Below are 20,570 nucleotides of genomic sequence, written 5' to 3' on the forward strand. Positions count from 1 at the left end.
CACCACTTAGTTGGGAAATTTACTTTAATACCCAGTATCTAAATGATGGTTAGATGAGTAAGCGTCATTGCTATGCTAACCTTGTCATGCGGAATCAAGAAATACCTCCATGGCTTCCCGCCGTTTGCAACTGAATAATTAGTAGCATTTTCACACCATGAAGTGGCCGCGGCAGCCTTGGCTTTCACATCCTCATTTTCTATATCCATGAGTTTCTTTGTCTCAATGATGAGGTTGTATTCTCCGGTGCTGGCAACAAAGTCGGGAATATACTCAGACTCATAAATGCCATTACGGTAGAAAATATTGAATTGCCCGGAGACTGGTCTAAACCAGACTTGGGCATCACGCTCCAGGATGGCCGCAAATACACGTTCGGTATCCGAGTGAAATTTTTGATAGGTATAAGCGCATTTATTAAAACCACCATAAACTGCCTGAGCGATTTTGCTTTTCTCAGTGGGTAATTGCTCCAGCGTCAGTATCTCGCCAACGGCAGTAATGGCGCTTGGTTTCAGTGGCGTGAATCCCTGGCTAACCACCACTTCAACCTCAGCCACGTCTTCATAATAATGCGCCAACATTTGTGAGTGAATATTCTCGGAAATCTGTTTACCGTAATAACCAAGCACGTTGTGTATTTCGTCTTCTGTGGTTAAGTAACTCTTAAAATGGCCGACTGCCTGGCCAGCCAATTCATGAATTAAGGCTGCATGATGATCGTATGAAATATCATCATAGTTAATCAGTTCTCTCACAATGTAATCTTCAAGTCTGGCTTCATATACCAAGCTGGCTTTACCCATCGTAATTTCTTTGCCTGACTGTAAAGCCTTACTGACTAACTGTTGGCTTGCTGGCTGAAAGTTGATTTTAGAAACGTCCAGCGTAAATGGATGGAAGCCACTTTTGACGTTACCTTTTGGTTTGACCAAGATACGTGGGATATCAATCGTATGCTTAGTGACAATGGCTACTGTGGTTTTGACGATATCGGCGACCGATGGGCCGGTGGCTATCAGCTCAATCTGTTTGGGCGAGACAATCGCTTCTACCTGCTTGATGATCTCAGCTTGTACATGAGCCTGATTGAGCGTCGCACTGGTGGGCGCAAAAGATTGTTGTCGGCTGATCTGCTCGATCACATTCAAGGTCGCTTGCGCAATGGGTGTTTGCTCTGCTGTGAGCACAGGCGAAGTAGGCTGTATAGGCTGATAGATGCCCGAGGTGGAGGCAAACTGGGATTGTTTTTGTTGCGTAATGCCCAAAAGATTTTCTACAGCCGAGGTGACCAAGACTGTTTGCGGTTTTTCATTGGCCGGTAGGTCTGGTGTTAGCTCCAGCACCTTCATGCGAATCGGCGAGTCACCTTTACCTGCCTCGTCCACCACCTCTTGAAACCTGTCATGGGCGATAATATTCAAACGGTCTACCGTTTCATCGCCAGTCCTGCGGCCATAAGGCAAACGCAAGCCACGGCCAATCGATTGTTCAATCAGTGTACGTGCATTGGCAGCACGTAAAGGCACAATGGTATACAAATTGGTGACATCCCAACCTTCTTTTAGCATGTTGACGTGAATCACAATCTCGGTGGGTTCATCATAGCTTTCAACCGCCAGCAACTTTTCAATCACGGCATCACCCTCAGCGCCGCTGGTTGTACCACTATCCACCTGAATCACTTTGTTGGCATAGTAGCCATTAAAAAACTCGCTGGATTGAATCAATTGCATCAGCTGGCTAGCATGCGAAGTATCACGCGCAATCACTAACATAAAAGGCTTAACCAGCTTTTGGCCAGTCTGTTGCGCATAAGTGAGCAAGTGCACTTTGGTCTCTTCATGCACACGCACACCGTCCATCAGTTTGATGCGTTCTATCTGCTCAGGGCTATGGTCGTCTTTATTAAAGTTTTGCTGAGTGACCACAGCCGGGTCTTTAACAAAACCATCTTCAATCGCTCTAGCCAGTGGATAATCCATCACCACGTTTTTAAAAGGTATTGGTTTGCTAGCGCCCTCAACAAAAGGCGTTGCAGTCAGTTCCAGCCCCATTAATGGCTTGAGTTCATTCAGTGCTTTCACGCCGGCACTGGCACGGTAGCGATGTGACTCATCCATCAACAAAATCAAGTCCGGCAAGCTGGCCAGATATTCAAAATAGCTTTGCCCCAGGTATTCAGAGAGTCTTTTAATGCGCGGGGATTTGCCGCCACGTACCTCAGAGTTGATTTTTGAAATGTTGAATATGTTGACTTCAATCCCGCCCAGCAAGCTTTTAGTGCCGCGTTGCTCATAGTTATCACCGGTGATCACTTCAGGCGGGTTTACTGCAAATTCTGCAATGCCCTTAAACACGTATTTGGGTGTATTAGGCGTAAAGTCGGCAATCAGCTTGTTATATATCGTCAGGTTAGGGGCTAAAACAAAAAAATGTTTGTAGCCAAACGCCGCATGCAGGTAGCTGATAAATGCACCCATCAAGCGGGTTTTACCCACGCCAGTGGCCAGTGCAAAACAGAATGAGGGGAAGTCGCGCTCAAAGTCACTCAGGGTTGAAAACTGTCCCTTGAGCGCCTCTATCATTGCGGTCAACTCTTCAGCTGACCTTGCCTCATGGTCACGCAAAGCAGGCACTGCTTCAATCGCCGTTACTAGCTTATGCAGGCTTTCCCATTGTGGTTCACGCAGGCTCAATCGCCCGGCAATCGAGCGTGCAGTATTTAAACTCATGCTGCACCCCCATCGTCCTCACCAAACAAACCTGTTTGCTGATTGTTTTGTTTTTTTACGGTTCTTGTCACTGACGCTGGGTTAGAAACTTCCTCCGGTGCTTGCGGCAAATTCTGCACATTTAAGCTGTAATCGTCATGCCCCCATTCGCATTTGCTCAACACCATCTTGGGGATTTTTTTAATGGTCAGGTTGCTAAAGCGGGATTCATCCGCTCTAAAAGCGGCACAGCAGACAAGCAACGTGCGGTTAGGCCCGACTTCTTCACTCAACGCCTGCAACTGGTCAGCCGTGAGGGTTTGCGTGGTCACATAGATAAAGTCATTTTCTGTGCTAAAACCATGTTGCCAATAATGCTTAGTGCTTGGTTGAAAAGTGAACCCTTCCAGCTTGCAAATCGCCGCCGCCAGCATATCGGCGTTGTATTCTTTGTTAATGACCCATTGCCCCCATTGGTCTTGCTGTAACAAGCTAGGCGCTAAAGAGTAATAGCGGAAACCACCGCCACCTTTCCAATTCACGGCTTGGCTAACCCCACCTTGGTCTTCACCATCAATTACTTTTTGCAAGCGAGGGATAATATGCGTGTGGCAGTGCTCGCCTAGTTCTACCATGATCCAACGGCGACCCATTTTATGGGCGACTGCGCCTGTGGTGCCTGAGCCTGCGAAAGAATCAAGAACAATATCATTTTCATTTGTTGCTATTGATAACACTCTTTCAATGAACTTTTCAGGTTTAGGTGTTGCGAAAGGGTCTTGTGAGTTGAACTTTAAAACCTCTTGACGTGCATTTCTGTTTTCACCGACTTCTTGGTAGTCCCATACAGATTTTGGTACAACACCTTTTTCACCAACTTCAGATAAAAATCGTTTTACAGTTGGCTTGTTGCTTCCATCCTTTCCAAACCAAATTCTATTATCTGCAATCATTTCTAACAATCGGTTCTCAGAATACGCCCAAGCTCTTCCATCAGGTGGGAGGGTAACTCTTCCACTTGGGGTTTTAATTTCATAAATTCCCGATTGTGATACCGTTTTTACGGTCAGATTATCTGCGTACCAAGGACCTCTTCCATACCAGTTTCCATTTTTATCGATACCATCGTACTGGTCGGAATTCTTATAAATACTATTTTGCTCATCTGTTCTTCGCAACTTATTGGGTCGCCATATTTCTTTTTTAGCAGCGTATACAAGTATGTGGTCATGTGTATCACTAATATACTTAGCATCATTTTGTGGCGCTGACTTTTTAATCCAAACGCCATTAACTATAAAATTTGCACGTCCAAAAATTTCATCACAAAGAACTTTTAAGTAATGTGCTTCGTTATCATCAATCGTAACCCATAAAGAACCATCATCGGATAGCAAACGACGAATGATCTCTAAACGATCACGCATTAACGACAACCAAATAGAATGCTCCACCCCATCGTCATAATGCGTAAACGCACTGCCTGTGTTGTAAGGCGGGTCAATAAAAACGCATTTAACCTTGCCTGTAAACTCTTGCTCCAACGCCTTAAGCGCCAGCAAGTTATCCCCAAAAATCAAACGATTATCAAAAATATCGTTTTCACTCACTCGATGTTTCGCATGGTAACTCTTGGTTGGATCCTCCAATAAAATGCGCGGCTCCAATTTGGGCCGCACCTCTTTACCAATCCAAGTGAGTTCTAGTTTTTGTTTTTTGCTCATATATTTCTTTAATTCTGCAATCTATCGGATCAATCGAACTGAAAACTTTTATCAGTGATACCGTTAATCTTAATCCATGTCTTTAGTTGTGTTTCGTAGTGAGAGCCATCTTCTGGTGGTAAAGTAGTATCCTTTGGCTTTGCTATGAGTGCTTGAAGCACACCGAGTACACTGTTGCGCACAGCCTCAACGTCGCGAACCGCTCTCCAGCTCTCAAAAGGTTTGTCCTTCTTGGGAAGGTCCATTCCGTGATGCTGCTCAAAGTTTGGGCACGAACATCTATAAATAACAGGAATGCCTATTGATCGTGCCTCCGATATTGCATCAGCGATATTTTTGTTGATTGAGTAAGCAGGACTCGTTTTATCGCCATCTTTTGTTTTTGGCGAATCTATGTCGTGTAACACAGAGAACTCAATCTTGAAGTGCGCCAGCATTTTCACCAAGATAGCTATGGTTGCTTTACCCCTTGCCCTGACAATTAATGGCCGCTGGTCAATTGGGTAGATTGTCTCATTAAGGCGCATCGCCTCATGAAATGCAGCAAACTCCGTATCGCCCTCAACGATGACGACATGGCCACCGAAAAACATCTCGGACACATTTGAATCAAAAAGCATCAGCGCCTTCAGATTTTCAACTTCCTCACCATCGAATTTAATTTTCTCAGACCGATATATATTGGGCGGAAGATGGGCTTCAATTCGATGTAGACGAACGATAGTGGTGTGATCTTTAAGTGGATCAATAAATGCTGGATGATGCGTACTCAGCATGACTTGCCAGCCCGATTCGGCAGCTAATGCATAAAGGTGTTCTTTTGCTGCTCGCACCGCAGATGGGTGTAGTGCGGTTTCTGGCTCGTCAATTAATAACATGTAGCCAGGAAGAAAGCTGTCATCTTCCTTGTCCTCGCTATCGCCAGCATCATCTATTTTTTTGAGTTTCTCTGTGATATTTTGAATCTTCGTTTCATCGGCTTTGGTCTTCTTGGCCTTCGCTTGTAATTTCGCTAGTTCAGTCCTGTCTTTCTCAATTCCCTTTTGAATATCCGAAAGGCGATTTAACTCCGACCTGACTTGAAGCATTGACCAAAACAGGGCGCGTTGCGAACCTGTCCCCTGTTGGTCCCAGCGAGCTTGTCCATCTTTCTCGGCGATGTCTACTCTTGAACTACTGCTAAGGCTTTTTTGTGGGTCGAAACCTATATCACCAAGAGATACTGTAAGGCGGATTTCTGCCGTATTAAAGACCTGTTGATAAGAGGAGTTAACTTGTGATTGAATTTTCTCAAGTTGCTCTTTGAAATCCGCCACTGGCTTTTCAGCTTCCGCTTGAAGCTCAGAAATTTTCTTGCTCAAGGCTGATTCCTTATCTTCCATCAAGGTTTTGTACCTGCGTGTCACAGGCTCCAACACGAGCGTCAATAGCTTTTTGTGCTCCTCCTGCGGGTCATCTAGTGAGCCGATACGGAATGGCTGAGGCAGGCGACTATTGAAAACAGTGTCAAGACCAGATGCTTTGCCATCTTCCGCATACTCCTTGGTCTCAGGGTCCCATGTTGTTCGAGTTGGTTTTCCGCCTTGGGTCGGCCACTCCCATTTGGAACGAACTAGCAGCAAACCATCTGCCTCTTCTTTCCACTTCTCATCAACATTTGCCGCTGCCTTAGGAATATGTACCCAAAGCTCTACGGAGGCAGGGTTGCCATTCGAGTTTCGATTAAAGTCCTCAAGTTTTAATTCGGCTTGCTTAACAGCCAATTCATAGGCTCGAAGAACTGTGGTTTTACCTGCGTTGTTTGCTCCAACAAGACAGACAATTTCGTCCAATTCAATCGTTAGGCCATCGTTTCCGATGCAGCCAATGTTTTTTACGTGCATACGCACAAGATGTGATCTATCTGCCATTAATTATTGCTCCCTTTGTCTTCAAGCAAACCAAGATCTAACCCTTCTATTTCTTGTAATGACTTACCCGCAATCCCCTGCAAATCACCATACATCCCAACAGTCGCATTCATCACACGTTCAATCTGCTCTTCACGTTTTGCCCATTGCTTCATAATGGCTTTACGCTCTCTATCAAGATCTTCTTGCATGCTTGAGAATGCCTCTACAATAGCCTCAACCCGTTGTTTAAATCTTGGGCCTGTAAGGTATTGATATACCATTTCAGTTTTGGTCTGCTGACCTTCAGACGATTGTCGTGCCATTGAAACTTGAAGTAGCGTCTGCCTAAGAATAGTAGCTACTGGAATGGCTGCTTTGGGGTGAGTGACCCATACACCATCGACAATATCAAACGACTCAACATCTTTGGGTAACACTTGGCTGACGATGACAGCGATTTCAGCTTTTGCGGTGCGTTGGTCTTCTCTTAGCTTGGTGAGCCAGCCATCGCTCCAGTTTTTGGTACGTTTAGACTCCCACAAAATGGTGCCACTGGCTTGCCCTTGTTGACTAAAGACACGCTGCACAACATCACCACCAAATTCCCCTTTCCCCACAGGCTCTATGGTGTCGAATGGGAATTTCACTCTGAGTAGATTTTCAAGTTCAAGCTCTTGAACTTCCCCTTGAAGCTGTTGTGAGCCTTGTTCGGCACGGCGCTTAAGGTCTTCAATCTGCTTTTGCATGGCAGCAATGGTTTGCTCTTTTTCCATGACTTTAAATTTTTGCTCCTCTTCTGCCTGAAGTTTGGCTTGAGTGCGCACCTCAGTGAGGCTATCTTGTACGCGTTTTTCTACGGTGAGCTCTAACTCACGCTTGGCATCATCGAGTTCACGCTGTTTTTTGATCAACTCAGCTTGCGCTTTTTGTGCCTCAGCCAGTTTTTCATCACGTGCTTTTAATACCTCTTGCAAGTCCGCAAGCTCTCTGGCCTTAGTTTCAATTTCTGTCGCACTGGCTTGTTTGGCTTTTCTAGATTCCTCAGCAATGATTTGTGCGCGTTCCAGCTGAAGCTTGGTGGCGACTTGATCAGCAACTTGTTGCTCAAGTTGACGCTTGGCATCAGCAATGGCACTTTCTTTTAATCGCAATGCGGCCTCACGCTCAGCCACTTCAGTGTCTTTCTGTTGAAGTTTTTCCTCAAATTGCTTGCGAGTGGCTTGAATAAGTGGCGCGGCTAACGACTCAGTGAGTTTGATTTCAGTGCGGCAATTGGGACAGGTGATGGTAGGTTCGGTCATTTGGCTAACCTTAATAGGGATTAAACTTGAGGCATAGTTAATTTTTATCTATGGGTGGTTAAAAATAAATCTTTAAAAAGCCCCTGACCGGATACAAACAATACTGCTAGTCCACCGATAAAAATATATATGTCTATTCCCTTTAGATATGCTTTTGCTGGTTCATAAACACTTCCAAGCATCAAAAGTAACCCGCAAATGATGCCGCTTGAAAGTAAAAACATATTCACAATTACGTTTAGATTTGGCGAAATGCTCTTTTTGTAGCAAAGAACCAAATAGACTATGAGGCAAACTATACCCAATATGATTGTTGGAATAAGGATGATTGAATCCATATTATTTCCCCTTCGGACGCTTATTTTTATTTTCGTTTTCAGCAAGTAACAAACCTACTACACCGCCAATAATTGCTCCTGTGGGACCACCAAGCGATGCGCCGAGAATGGCTCCGCCCAACCCACCGCCAGCCAAACGATTTGACTCCTCTTGAGTCATATTTTTTTGATTTTTTGACCTGTTCTTGTTCATATATGAACACCTCTGAAGAGATAATTGAAAAATATAATCGACTGCTTACCGCTGCTAAGTTAGTTTAACTCCCACGTGCAATTTACAATCACGTAATTCGTTATTTTTTGCTGTAGTTGTCCTTCAAGATCGTCAATCAGAGCGTTTCGCTTACGCTGTATCTCATCTTGCCGATCAAACAACTCCCTACGCTTTTTATCCCGTTCTGCTTCCAGTTTGGTTTGTTGTTTTTGAAACTCAAGTTTTTCAGCCAAAGTGGCTGCGCCTTTGCTTCTGGTGCGAGCCTCTTTAATCGCTTTATCCAGGTCTTTAATTTCGCGCTCTAAGCCAACTTTTAAATCATCTGCCCAGGCATCTAGCTTTTCGCTTTCTTGAGTAAATAAATTCAAATTCCGTTGTTCTAGCGAGCCTAATACCCTTGCACGTTGTGATGCTAGGGAATCTTTCACGGCCTGCGGCAAAGTGATATGTGCTTGCTCAAAGTTTAATGAGGATTGCTGTGCAAGCGCAATTTCTTCGATTAACTGTGATTGAAGTGGCATATTTGTCTCTGATTCAATGGTGCTAGCAGTCCCAGGAATTGAGAGTAGTTTCTCGACGACATCTGGCTCAATTGGGGTGCTATCTGCTAAGCCTGCCATTAACAAATAATCCTCTGTTGCACCCAATGACTCTACCGTTAACACTTCAACCACGGCCACCCCACTGCGGCCAATCAACTGCTCAATCACCGTCACCTTGGAACCATATGCCTCATATTGAAGGTTAAGTTTTATGGGGGTGGATGTTGCTTGTTTTGCTGAAGACAATAAAGCTTGGGCCAGTGGGTGCTGAATCCGATAAATATGCGCCTCATCGCTGCGGCGAGGTAATTCATAACGGCCTAGAGGAATACTTGCACGGTCTTCAACGGAAATGAATGTGGGTAACGAATCTAATCTAAAACCAAAGTCGCCTTCATCGAAGCTTGCATGTTGATTGAGCATGCCTTTGGTAAACCGGATTAGTTGCTTTTCCAGGCGGCCAAGGCTGGTTTCTGCATCTTGTTTTGCAATCTTTAAACGCTCCTGGACTTCTTCATCAAAGTTTTCCAGCAGGGTTTTGCGCGCTTTGAGCATTGCATCGCTGATTTCGTTAGCTAAGTCGAGTTGCAGCTGTTCAAACGCGGTATGGATTTCCGCTGGATGACGGCAGTTTTGATAAATGTCGGCAATCCGGCGCTCAAAATCGACACCTGACTCTACGGCCCCAAGCACTTCATCGCTTGCACCAAAAACGCCATTAAAAAGCTGAAATTTAAGATCCAGCAATTCGTAAACGCGACGATCAGCCTCGTTCTCTCTATTCACAAAATTGACCACCACCACGTCATGCTTCTGTCCGTAGCGATGGCAGCGCCCAATGCGCTGCTCGATGCGTTGGGGATTCCACGGTAAATCGTAATTGATGACCAGTGAGCAGAATTGAAGGTTGATACCTTCTGCACCCGCTTCAGTCGCAATCAAAATGGTGCCTGCAGGATTGTCGTTGTGTTTGAAGTAATCTACCAATGCCGCACGCGTATCGGCTGTTCTTGATCCACTGACTTTGTCGGAGCCTTTGTGTTTGGCAATCCAGTCAGTGTAAATCTGTTTGGCTTTTGCATCATTATTGCTGCCGTTAAACAACACAACGCCATCCGCATACTCTGTAGTGGAGAGTAAACCCAACAGGTAATCCTGAGTACGTTTGGACTCGGTAAAGATAATGGCTTTTTTAGCTGCACCCAGTTCATGCAATTTGGCAAAGGCGACTTTAAGCGCCTGTAAGAGTGCAGTACCTTTGGCGTTTTGTGTGATTGAAATGGCGAGTTGTCTGAAGTCTTCCAGCTCTGCAATTTCTGCTTTAATCGCTACGATTTCATTAAGCGTATTTGATGTTGACGTTGAATCATCAACACCAAACTCATCTGCGATTTCATCCAAGGCTTCAAAGTCTTGATCAAGCTCTTCAGTCACATCGACTGCGGGCAGTTTCATGTCGAGTGACTGATTCAAGCGGCGAATTAACGAGTCCAAAGCGCCTGCAATGGCGAAGGTGCTGGATGCCAGCAATTTGCGAAGAACTAGCGTGATTAACTGGCGTTGACTGTTCGGTAGTGCGTACAAGGTTTCACGTTGTAGATATTCTGAAACATTATAGTAAAGACGGTTCTCGGCATCACTGGGCGTGAACTCACGCAGCAATGGAATGCGCTTTGTGTATTTAACATAGGCTTCAACCTGCCTGCGCAAGGTGCGCTTACAAATTGGACTGATTCGCTGCTTTAAAGTATCAAATTGCCGAGCATCTTTAATCTGTAAAAACTGCTCTTTGAAGCTGTCCAGATCGCCAAATACCTTTTCATCGATAAAGCTGACCAGCCCATACAGTTCAAGCAAAGAGTTTTGTAATGGCGTAGCTGTAAGAAATACTTTTTTTGACGGTGCTAATGCATCTCGCAGCGTACGTGCAGTTTTGTTATCGGTTTTATAGACGTTACGCAGTCTGTGCGCTTCATCCACAACCACCAAATCCCATGGCTGATTCAATAAGTAAGCAGATTTAGATGCTGCAAATTGGTAAGAGGTGATGATGATCTTGTCAGATTCAAACGGATTTGAATAACCCTCTTTTTCGCGCTGCTTGAAGGATTTAAGCTCCAGAATCTCAGAGGGCAGGCCAAATTTATCAGCCAGCTCCTGGTACCACTGTTTGCGCAAGTTAGCTGGGCAAATAATCAAGAGCTTACGTCTACGCTCAGCCCATTTTTGAGCAAGCAACAACCCCGCCTCAATGGTTTTTCCAAGCCCTACCTCGTCGGCGAGGATCGCCCCTTTTGATAAAGGATTACTTGTCGCAAATAGCGCGGCATCAATTTGATGCGGATTGAGATCCACCTGCGCATCAAGCAATGCACCCGCCATGCGGTCCATTGAGTCACTGGAGGCTCTTAATGTCAGCTGGTAAGCAAATAATTTTAATTGTTGTGAAGAGTATGGCATCTGCTGATTCTAATTTATCAAAAACAAAAAATCAGCATTAATTCATCTCAGGAATGCTCATTAAGCCTCATCAAATAGTTTTTTTATCGAGGCATATAAAAAACATTACGAATTCGTACGAATTCGTAAATCTAGAAAAGTGCATCGATAAGATACGTCTCGCATCATTAAACAACGAGGTGAGTAGATATGAGTGATATAGATGATTTCAAGCGTTTACCCGATCAAGCATTTGTGAGGCTACCAATTGTGTTGAAGCTTTATGGCTGCAGTGCGGCAACCATATGGCGGGGAGTGAAAACTAAACGAATTCCCTCCCCAAGCAAACTTTCCATGAGAATTACTGCTTGGAATGTTGGGGAGTTACGTAAGGCTTTGAGTAATGCACAGAATGAAAAATGAGTGGCCCAATTTATTTAACACGTGCCGGTAAAGAAACTGCTTTTTCTCGCCCGCTTAAGAGAGCGGTAATCCGTGAAATTCGTTTGAGTTTTGGGGCACGTGGGGTGTTTATTTTTTTATGGGACTTTCCTGACGGTTGGTCTTTTTACATATCTCATATTGTGAATTTTTCTCCAGCTGGGGTAACCCAATTGAGGGGCTATCTCAGGGAGTTAAGAGAAATTGGTGCCCTCCAAATTATTCCACGGAGAATTACTAGAAATGAGGCTATTTCAATGAGCAGCTCCAAGAAAACTTATAAAGCAGGACAAATATTGGGACAGTCATGGGTACTGAATCACCCGGATAAATGGGCAATTGAAGCCCCACTCTCAAAAAAGCCGCCTTTCAGGTTTTCTGAAGTACGGCTAGCTGAAAGAACGGAAAATCCGAATGACTCATCTTCAACCCATAAGGTGTTTAAACACGAGGGTGCTCCAAATTCAAAAAAACAACTACAAGAGATAGATACACAAACTGTAGAGCGCGAATATCGTTTTCCTATTCAGCTAAATCCTAACGAACGCAAGATTGCAGGGACACTTCTGTTAAAAACAGATGCAGGCACAGCGCAGCAAATTTTGGACGTACTCAGCGAAAAACTCTCAAAAAATAAAATCCGAGGTGCTCCTCTTGCCTACCTACAAACGCTTGTTCAACGCGCGAACAATGGACAGTTTTTTTATAAACCTGAAGTTGATAGAGCAACTAAAAGCAAGCCATTTCAGGTAAAGGTTGAAAAAACACCTTCTAACAGCAGAGCTAAACCGGAGGCGACTGCCATTGAGGCTCACATTAACAACATTTTCAGAACTATTGGAAAATCTAGAAATTTTAAAAAATCGAACCTGACTTGACAGGGCCGGTGATAAGAAAGGAAATTTGATGAATAAAATCAAAAACATGACTTATCAGCAAAAAATGAAAACAAATGAAAAGCTTAGAACAAAACTTTTGCATTTTTTAGCTGAGGAGACTTTCACGTCGATGAGCAATATTTCTGTTCTTTTGGAACGGGAATACTCTCAGGTCTACCGGCTATGTAAAAAAATGGAATCTGAAGAGCTAATCAAAATACATCAAATTGATCAACATCTGAATAGGCATGTCACTTTAGCAGGTATTTCGCCTAAGGGAATAAAATTTCTTAGGGACAATTTGTATCTGAGGAATGAGAATCTAAATGCATTTATGCCTAGCAAACTACAATGCGCTGAGTCGTTGAAACATAAACTTAAAATTCAAAAATTCCGCGCAATCTACACCTCTCGTCAAGCAAGGCAAATTTCCCCCTTCATGTCATATATTCAACTTCCTAAAAAGCCGCACCCTGATTTCGCAATACACTTATCCCCAGGAAAAAGGAACATTTTTCTTGCAGAGTTGGAATGTACTCAAAAAAGCAAAATACGATACGAAGATTTGCTCAATCGATATTCCAAACTTGGCGAGCATGTAATTTATTTATTTCAAACTGAAGATCAACTTAATAAGATTGGGCAAGTTATTGCCAAGTGCACACCAAAATCATGGAGTAAAGAAAATTTTTTACTATTTAGCCTTGTTGAACGAGTTCTTGAAACTAAGCATAAGCATTGGCAATGGGGGGACGGCTGTTATTACATTCACAACTTCTTATCCACAGTAATAGCTATCAATTATGAGGACTTGAAAGATGGCAATTTAGCCTGGAAAAAATATGATTTTGCGCCATTTCCCTTTTATAGAGATAGCCTTTGGGCAGAGCGATTTCCTGAACTTTGCGGGAGCCTAGATTCAAAAGGACGGATAATCCCGAACATTACAACTTACCCTGAGGGTGTCCCAAGCCCTTAACCATTTTGTTTGTCCATTAATCCCCTTAAGCCCTTTGATGCTCTCACGTAATTTTCAGTGAGAGCGCCCTTTGGGTAAGCCCATTAGCCATTAAAGGTCCTTCACGGCCCTTTTGATGACTTGAAATACATGTTGATTAATTTGAAAGTTCATTATTTGAGCAGCCTGCCAAACAGTCTTTCATTCAAGTAGTTATTGATTTTACCAAGAGCTCATCAACGACTTTATCCACAGATTTTGTGGAAACAAGTTCGTATTCAATTCTTTTACAAAAAATACCACCTTATTCTTGTAACAATAATAATTTGATTGTTGTTACAATAATCAGGTGGTGATTAAAGTTGAAGCATGATTTCGTATGATTAACCAGCCTGTTCCAATAAGCCAAAACCCGTCGATAGTCCGAATCTCATTTTATGAGGGGAAGGTGCGTGCTGGGCAGTCTCGCTTTGCGTCTGCAGCGCAAGACTATGAGATGAAGGAGCTTGATCTCAATGAGTTGCTGGTCACTGATCCACCTGCCACTTTTGTTGTACAAGTGGATAACGATTGTGACTCCATGATTGATGCCGGCATTCTGCCGGGGTCTAAACTCGTGGTGAACCGGGCGCTGGGACCTAAAGCCAAATCATCGAATATTGTCATTGCAATCGTGGATGGTGAATTCGTTGTAAAGCGCTTATACAAAAGATTAAAAATTGTCCGTCTTCTGTCTGAGAACAAGGCGAAGGCGTACCCACCTATTGAGTTTACTGAAGGGCAAGAGCTGGTTATCTGGGGTGTAGTGCAACATGTCATCAATTCATTCACGTAAACGCGTTTTTGCGCTCGCTGACGTGAATTCTATGTATGCCTCCTGCGAGGAGGTATTCCGTCCTGATATCCAGGGGAAACCTGTGGTTGTCCTATCCAATAATGATGGATGCGTAATCGCACAAAATAAACTCGCCAAAGAAACTCTGGATATTTACATGGCGCGCCCCTGGTTTGAGATTAAGGAGGTGGCCGAAAAGCTAGGTACGGTCGTGTTTTCGTCCAATTATGAACTGTACGCCAATATGAGTAATCGCTTTACGGCAGTGCTATCAAGATATTCACCGCGCATGGAGAAGTATTCCATTGATGAGGTCTTCCTGGAAATGACAGGTATCAAAGCCAACTACACCGATTATGGCCAGGAAATTAAACGAGATGTACGCGATTCAACCGGCCTACCCATCTGCGTAGGCTTTGGCCATAGTAAAACCCTGGCAAAACTCGCCAATCATTGCGCCAAAAAGCAGCCTCAGTGGAACGGAGTATGCGATTTCACCTCCCGGTCAGAAACTGAGGTGGATGCCATCCTTGCTGATTTGCCTGTTTCTAAAGTCTGGGGCGTGGGTAGACGGCTTGAGGCAAAATTAAATGAAGTGGGTGTCTTTACCGCACTGCGGTTAAAGAAAGCAGACCCCAAGCGAATCCGCGACAAATTTGGTGTGTTGCTAGAGCGTACTGCACGAGAGCTGAGTGGTGAAGTTTGGATAGAAATGGAAGATGAGCTTCCTGAGGCCAAACAGGTGATGAGTTCACGCTCGTTTGGTGTACGAGCCTCTACCCTGGAAGATCTCAGCCAGGCGGTAGCTTTTCACGCGGGCATTGCTGCAGAACGCATGCGCAGTAAAGGATTGCACGCAAATGGCGTATACGTATTCATCATGAATAGCCCGCACGATCAAGCGCCCTATTATGCGAACAGCCTCTCTATTGGCTTCCCTGCACCGACCAACTCTACGCCCAAGATTACTAAAACCGCCTTGTGGATTTTGAAGAAAATATTCCGGCCTGGGATTTATTATCAGAAATGCGGCGTCATGATGCTTGAGACTGTTTCAAGTAAGGGATTACAGAATGATATGTTTGGCTTCTCCAATGACGACCCAAAGTCTCAAGCGCTAATGACCGTCATGGACCAAATTAATAAAAAATACTCCAAAGGAACCCTTAAAACTGCTGCTGAAGGAGAGGTGCAATCTTGGAAAATGCAGCGTAAGTATCTCAGCCCGAATTACACTGGAAATTGGAACGACCTGTTAAGAGTCAAATGAATAATGAATAGCTCAGATTTATAGAGTCATTTTGTAAGCAGCGCCTTCATATTGTCCTGTTAGCAAAACATCTTTCACATCCAAAAGCTCGCAAACCTCTTTTAAATTATCCAATAGCGATTTTATCGAGTCACCTTGAGAATGAGCCCCAGAAATGCCTGGAATGATGCCGACGTACTGCTTGGTGTCACAGCATTTTTCAATCGTAAATTCAACATTTTTCATTACGGATCCCCAATATCAGATTGAAACTAAAAAAGCTTACCGGTGCATTAGAGAATTCAGCTGCCAAAGTCCCATCACGACTAAGTATTATATTGAGCATACTATTACGTAATCCTTGATGTAAAGATAGTTCTCAATTCTCCATCCTCAAATTAACGTTTGAAGTAAGGGGCTGGCGACACTGGTTGCTCAACCCTCGTTATTAATAAACACTTTATAAAAGCACCTTTTTCGCCAGTCCCACTTGACTGATTGGTTAGGCATGACGCTTACGAATGCTTGCAAAAGATCTATTCACAAGCTTACATAGGAAATAAACGCCTGCAAATAGCACAAACCCAATGCTAAAAAATAGAAGAATAGACCACGGGTAGTACATGACGTGAAGCATTAGGAATGTGGACAAAAGCCCAAGAGTTAGTAGCCCACCAACTAAGCCGGAAAACATGGCTTGTTTGGCATCTGGTTGCAGTTTAGGGTGCAGCATACAAGCCAATGAAATTAACAAAGTTGCCATGGCAAGTGCCGTTACTGAGTAAAAGATTATGTTGCCATCCAGGGCACCCAGTGAAGGGAATATTTCCGTGGTAACTTGGATGGGTTGATCGATATTCACAAGTGCCTAACGTTGGCGGTAACCGGCAGCCGGAGCGAAGCGGAGGGAACCCAACAGTGGCGCGAAGCGCAGCTGTTGGGCTGTCCGGTTGACCGACGGGTTAGGCGCAGGCGGCATTGGTGTCATGTTGTTATGAGTAGTTCTCAGGATGTTCGCAGAAGTCCCAGTTGCCTTCGGCCAACTCTCTGACCTTCTTGCTCTTGTCTTGCCGCAGCACGAAATAGAGCTCCTTACGGAGGTCTTTGGGGAAATAAGTTAGAAACCCTGCGGTGCGAAACCGAACGTTGGCGTTAGAATGACATGCAAAGCGACGCCAAACCTCAGTTGAAGATGGGTAATCTGCATTGACTTTGAGTAACCAACCCCCAGTCTTTTCCCAGATTCCAGCCCTGCCTTCAATAAATGCGTTCTCAATCGCCGAGATCGTTGTTTCAATGCTTGTTCGACCTTCAATGAGGTCGTGGACGGAGTTTACGACTGCGACGAGCAAGGCAGCTTTCTCTTCGCCACCGTAGCGCTTTAGGACGTGCTGGACTTCGTGATCTCTTCCGAAGGTGAACATGTCAGTTCCTCTGATGCGCCTAACGTTGGACGTAACGGGCGCCGGAGCGCAGCGAAGTGCACCAAAATGCACAGGATTTTGGCGTCCCGTTGACGGACTTGTTAGAACTCGGTGCCACGAGCAAGTCTTTCGCCATTTTGAAAAGACAATTCTTGCCTCTCCTTGAAGTCGAGGACGCGGATCTGCTTGCCCAGTGCCAAGTTCTTGAGGTAGTAGACGACATCTTCCTGGTTGAACCACGTCTTCGCGATTAATTTCGGCGGCGTGCCCCCTACGTCAATGGCCACATATCTGCTCGCAGCATGACGATAGAAACCCGCCGGAATTTCAATGCCGGAGGCTTCGCAATACGCCTTGACTCGTTCCGTATATTTTTCAGGCATGGCAGATGATGAGAGTTCTAACGTTTGACATAAGGGGCTGGCGACATCGGTGGCTCAACCCTCGTTATTGAAAATTGGTTCATCGAAGAACGCTTTCGCCAGTCCCTCTTGATGGAGGGGTTAGGCATTTTCTTTAGCGATTATTACAGCTGTACCGTAGCATAAAACTTCTACCGCTGCGCCACGAGGTTCAACTGATGATGCATCATATCTCACACCAACAATGGCATTAGCTCCCAGTTCTTTAGCATTTTCTAGCATAGAGTTGTATGCTTGTGCGCGGGTTTGCTCACACATTTTCGTGTATGAGCCGATCTTTCCACCAATAAAACCTTTTAACCCACCCAAAATACCTTGAGAGATAGTCGGTGACCTTACGATAATTCCACGAACCATGCCCTTATATTCTGAAATCTTATAACCATCGATAGTAAATGTTGTTGTAACTTGCATTCAAATTGCCCCTTGTTTTAGAAAATTTAGATTATGCCTAACGTGTGAGTTCAGCGGGCGCCGTAGGCGATCCGCTGCAACGACGGGTTAGGCCTCACAGGAGCCTCGCAGCTCTCTGGATGACCAACTATGTAATAGGTCTAGTATCACCACCTTATCCGGCTGACTAAATGGACACAGCTCAACGGTATTTTGGATCTTCTTGAATAGCCTTGCTTCAAGCTCACCATCATCTGCAAGGGAGAGCTCGGTTTGCACATCAAAGCCGCAGATGACTTGAAAGAATCCATCTTTGTTGGGAACAACCTCAAGCTCGTCGCTTCCCATCGAGTCAGTGATACCAAGCAATATGGCTTCGTGGATTGGGTTCACCAATTTCATTGCTTCGAACTCCGAAAACAGAGATTCGAATTTTGGTCGAATGCGGCGAATAGCTTTCGAAAAACTATTGCTCTTTGCTGCCACGCTGAGGGAAAGGCGCATAGTTGAATGAGGCCTAACGTTTGAATTAAGGGGCGCCGTTAGGCGTCCCGCTTGAATGATGGGTTATACAACTCATGGTGCCACCTTAGGCAACATTAATGTAATTTGTTCGACTCTGTCAGAACCTATGGAATGACTAAAATGAAGAACATAATCAGGATAGTCATATCTTTCCCAAGCACCCATTTTACCTAGGATAGCTACTTCTTTCTCAGCACTGAATTTTATAGGGCTACCGTATTTTCTTAATATTTCATCTCTTGTAGTTAAATTATTAACACCATCAAACCCAGCATAACCCTTTGCTAAAAATAAAAAAATAGTTGTAATTGAATTATTTTTGCCTAAATGTATTTCCCATGACTCATCTGGCGCGCTAACACAATACTCTTGCTCCTCACCTTCTTCTAAATTGTCATGGATTTCCAGTATTCCTGAGTTCTCAAACTGATTTGATACATCTTCAAATCGTCTTCCAAGTATCTCTAGAGGGTTCATATTTATCATAATGTATAACAGTAATTATAGAGACCCATGAGTCTCTATATTATGAATTGCATGATGGACATGCATGGCTGGAATCCCTTGCTCATTCTTGGTTTTATTGTTGATGCGTCTCCTTATTAGATTATTAATATAGAGACAGAGAATTTCTGATCTATCGATTGTAAACTAATGTCTTTTTTACCACCACCATAGGAGCGAAAATTATGGGGTCACCTTACTTCGGCAAGCAAACCACCTCGTTTACTTGATTTGGTCTCGACCATTTGTCGTCGCAGACATTTCAGTTTCAGAACTGAAGAGGCATACATCCATTGGATTAAACGGTTTATCTTTTTTCATCAAAAACGCCATCCCAACCTTATGGGCACCTCAGAGGTTGAAGCCTTTTAAACCATCTTGCAGTTGATCGACACTGCTCTTCATCCACCCAAACACAAGCATTAAATGCTTTGGTATTTTTATATCAAGAGGTGCTTACTAAACCATTAGGCAATATGAAAGGGTTGCAACGGGTACAACAGCGACATCGTGTTCCTGTCGTTCTGAGTGTCATTGAAGTCAAATCAATCTTAGATTGCATGAGCGGAACTTGTCAGTTGATCGCGCAGCTTATTTATGGCGCAGGACTAAGAGTCAATGAGTGCCTAGGCTTAAGAGTTAAGGATATAGATTTTGCCAATGGGTCATTAAATGTGAGGGATGGCAAAGGGAGCAAGGATCGCACAACACTTCTTCCCAAACAATTATTTGAGCCTTTGCAGAAGCATTTAGTCCAGGTAGCTCAGTTGCACCAAACTGATTTAAATCGTGGTGCTGGTTTTGCTGCCATGCCAGGTGCACTCTATAAAAAATATCCTATGGCATCTCGATCCTTAGCTTGGCAATATGTATTCCCATCAAGCGTCTTGCGTGACTGGAATCAAGGTCTAAGGAAGATAAGATGGCATATGTCTGATAGCACCATTCAAAGAGCGTTTAAGCTGGCACTCAGGCGTGCCAAGATTGAAAAACATGCCTCTGTTCACACATTACGACATTCGTTTGCGACCCATCTTTTACACGCTGGTACTGACATTAGAACAATTCAACTATTGCTGGGGCATAGAAGCTTACAAACTACGATGATCTATACCCATGTAGCTCAAGCGACTAAACTGGTGACGAGTCCATTTGATAGGCTTTAAGCGAACCCTTGGTCATAGGTAGTTTGTATTAATCTTATGCTCTGGGTCAATGATGGCGAATGCTTCATAAAAAACTCTATGCCCGCTTCATTCCCTGATTACGCATTTAAAGATAATCAGTGATGGCTACTTCCAACTAACCACAGCTGGCTCTTTTGGAAGAACTCTATTAGTCTCTTTTGACAAGAGTTCTCAGCCAAATTAATTATTAAATTGGGCCGAATGATGAACTAAACCAAATTGAGCCAGCTCGCATTTTGGTTTGCCTTTATCAACATATACGAATGGAGCAGCATACGTTGGATAGATCTCTGCTGGCCACTCAGCCGCTTGCAACTGACAGCCAAAGTGCTGTTCAACTCAAGCTGCTTGACTATGCTTAATTCGATTCAAAATTGCTACACATAAGAGAAAGTGATTTTACATAATTAACTCTGGATAACACTTATTGGCTAAGTCTTTTAAGGATTGCCATACAATTTTTCCGAATATGGCTCCATTTACTAAGGTCATAAATGTAAGTTTTTTGAGCAGAAGTCCTCAGTAGTCAAACTTCGTATCCATTCAATAACCTTCAAAATTTCCAGCCGATCCGAAACTAGCTCTCTGCT

18 protein-coding genes and 1 pseudogene are annotated in these 20,570 nt (G+C 44.0%); 6 read left to right on the forward strand and 13 right to left on the reverse strand.

Annotation, left to right across the window (positions count from 1 at the left end):
- Positions 1-38: 38 nt before the first annotated feature.
- The 7 genes from INP77_RS07625 to INP77_RS07655 are packed head-to-tail and all read right to left on the reverse strand — an operon-like array spanning position 39 to position 11,185.
- Complete coding sequence (locus INP77_RS07625; RefSeq protein WP_194748402.1) at positions 39-2,735, reverse strand: DEAD/DEAH box helicase; 2,697 nt, start codon at positions 2,733-2,735, stop codon at positions 39-41.
- The gene (locus INP77_RS07630) at positions 2,732-4,438 is read right to left on the reverse strand and encodes a site-specific DNA-methyltransferase (protein WP_194748403.1); all 1,707 of its coding nucleotides are present in this window, start codon (positions 4,436-4,438) and stop codon (positions 2,732-2,734) included. The genes INP77_RS07625 and INP77_RS07630 overlap by 4 nt, the downstream gene beginning before the upstream one ends.
- 29 nt (positions 4,439-4,467) lie before the next feature.
- On the reverse strand, positions 4,468-6,348 hold the full coding sequence (locus INP77_RS07635; RefSeq protein ID WP_194748404.1) for an ATP-dependent endonuclease: 1,881 nt from the start codon (positions 6,346-6,348) through the stop codon (positions 4,468-4,470).
- Positions 6,348-7,631 (reverse strand): DUF2130 domain-containing protein, encoded by a 1,284-nt coding sequence (locus INP77_RS07640; RefSeq protein ID WP_194748405.1) that lies wholly within the window; start codon positions 7,629-7,631, stop codon positions 6,348-6,350. The genes INP77_RS07635 and INP77_RS07640 overlap by 1 nt, the downstream gene beginning before the upstream one ends.
- 44 nt (positions 7,632-7,675) lie before the next feature.
- Positions 7,676-7,969, reverse strand: a complete 294-nt coding sequence (locus tag INP77_RS07645) for a threonyl-tRNA synthetase (protein ID WP_194748406.1) — start codon at positions 7,967-7,969, stop codon at positions 7,676-7,678.
- A 1-nt stretch (position 7,970) separates the two neighbouring features.
- A complete protein-coding gene (locus INP77_RS07650) occupies positions 7,971-8,162 on the reverse strand; it encodes a hypothetical protein (protein ID WP_194748407.1) in 192 nt (63 codons plus the stop codon).
- Between the two features lie 59 nt (positions 8,163-8,221).
- A complete protein-coding gene (locus INP77_RS07655) occupies positions 8,222-11,185 on the reverse strand; it encodes an SNF2-related protein (protein ID WP_194748408.1) in 2,964 nt (987 codons plus the stop codon).
- A 189-nt stretch (positions 11,186-11,374) separates the two neighbouring features.
- Between INP77_RS07655 and INP77_RS07660 the strand changes: the two genes are divergently transcribed.
- From INP77_RS07660 to umuC, 5 genes are all read left to right on the forward strand, one after another.
- Positions 11,375-11,587 carry an AlpA family transcriptional regulator gene (locus INP77_RS07660; protein WP_194748409.1) on the forward strand — a complete coding sequence of 71 codons (213 nt, stop codon included), beginning with the start codon at positions 11,375-11,377 and terminating at the stop codon, positions 11,585-11,587.
- Positions 11,584-12,483 carry a hypothetical protein gene (locus tag INP77_RS07665; RefSeq protein ID WP_194748410.1) on the forward strand — a complete coding sequence of 300 codons (900 nt, stop codon included), beginning with the start codon at positions 11,584-11,586 and terminating at the stop codon, positions 12,481-12,483. The genes INP77_RS07660 and INP77_RS07665 overlap by 4 nt, the downstream gene beginning before the upstream one ends.
- Positions 12,484-12,511: 28 nt before the next feature.
- On the forward strand, positions 12,512-13,462 hold the full coding sequence (locus tag INP77_RS07670; RefSeq protein WP_194748411.1) for a hypothetical protein: 951 nt from the start codon (positions 12,512-12,514) through the stop codon (positions 13,460-13,462).
- A gap of 358 nt (positions 13,463-13,820) precedes the next feature.
- Positions 13,821-14,276, forward strand: coding sequence for a LexA family transcriptional regulator (locus INP77_RS07675; RefSeq protein ID WP_194748412.1), 456 nt, complete (start codon positions 13,821-13,823; stop codon positions 14,274-14,276).
- Positions 14,254-15,546, forward strand: a complete 1,293-nt coding sequence (gene umuC, locus INP77_RS07680) for a translesion error-prone DNA polymerase V subunit UmuC (RefSeq protein ID WP_194748413.1) — start codon at positions 14,254-14,256, stop codon at positions 15,544-15,546. The genes INP77_RS07675 and umuC overlap by 23 nt, the downstream gene beginning before the upstream one ends.
- A gap of 18 nt (positions 15,547-15,564) precedes the next feature.
- Here umuC and INP77_RS07685 read toward each other — a convergent pair whose 3' ends face one another.
- From INP77_RS07685 to INP77_RS07710, 6 genes are all read right to left on the reverse strand, one after another.
- Positions 15,565-15,771, reverse strand: a complete 207-nt coding sequence (locus tag INP77_RS07685) for a type II toxin-antitoxin system HicB family antitoxin (protein WP_194748414.1) — start codon at positions 15,769-15,771, stop codon at positions 15,565-15,567.
- Positions 15,772-16,517: 746 nt separating this feature from the next.
- Positions 16,518-16,949, reverse strand: coding sequence for a hypothetical protein (locus tag INP77_RS07690; protein ID WP_194748415.1), 432 nt, complete (start codon positions 16,947-16,949; stop codon positions 16,518-16,520).
- A gap of 101 nt (positions 16,950-17,050) precedes the next feature.
- A complete protein-coding gene (locus INP77_RS07695; protein WP_194748416.1) occupies positions 17,051-17,332 on the reverse strand; it encodes a hypothetical protein in 282 nt (93 codons plus the stop codon).
- A 120-nt stretch (positions 17,333-17,452) separates the two neighbouring features.
- On the reverse strand, positions 17,453-17,785 hold the full coding sequence (locus tag INP77_RS07700; RefSeq protein WP_194748417.1) for a YbjQ family protein: 333 nt from the start codon (positions 17,783-17,785) through the stop codon (positions 17,453-17,455).
- Positions 17,786-17,872: 87 nt separating this feature from the next.
- Entirely contained in the window at positions 17,873-18,268 is a 396-nt protein-coding gene (locus INP77_RS07705) for a hypothetical protein (protein WP_194748418.1), read from the reverse strand.
- Positions 18,269-18,340: 72 nt separating this feature from the next.
- Positions 18,341-18,766 (reverse strand): hypothetical protein, encoded by a 426-nt coding sequence (locus INP77_RS07710; RefSeq protein WP_194748419.1) that lies wholly within the window; start codon positions 18,764-18,766, stop codon positions 18,341-18,343.
- Between the two features lie 258 nt (positions 18,767-19,024).
- On the opposite strand from INP77_RS07710, the pseudogene INP77_RS07715 reads away from it, so the two are divergent.
- Positions 19,025-19,959 (forward strand): annotated as a pseudogene (locus INP77_RS07715) (integron integrase).
- Positions 19,960-20,570: the final 611 nt, after the last annotated feature.

It is taken from the genome of Methylophilus sp. 13, from assembly GCF_015354335.1.
GTDB classification, from domain to species: Bacteria; Pseudomonadota; Gammaproteobacteria; order Burkholderiales; family Methylophilaceae; genus Methylophilus; species Methylophilus glucosoxydans.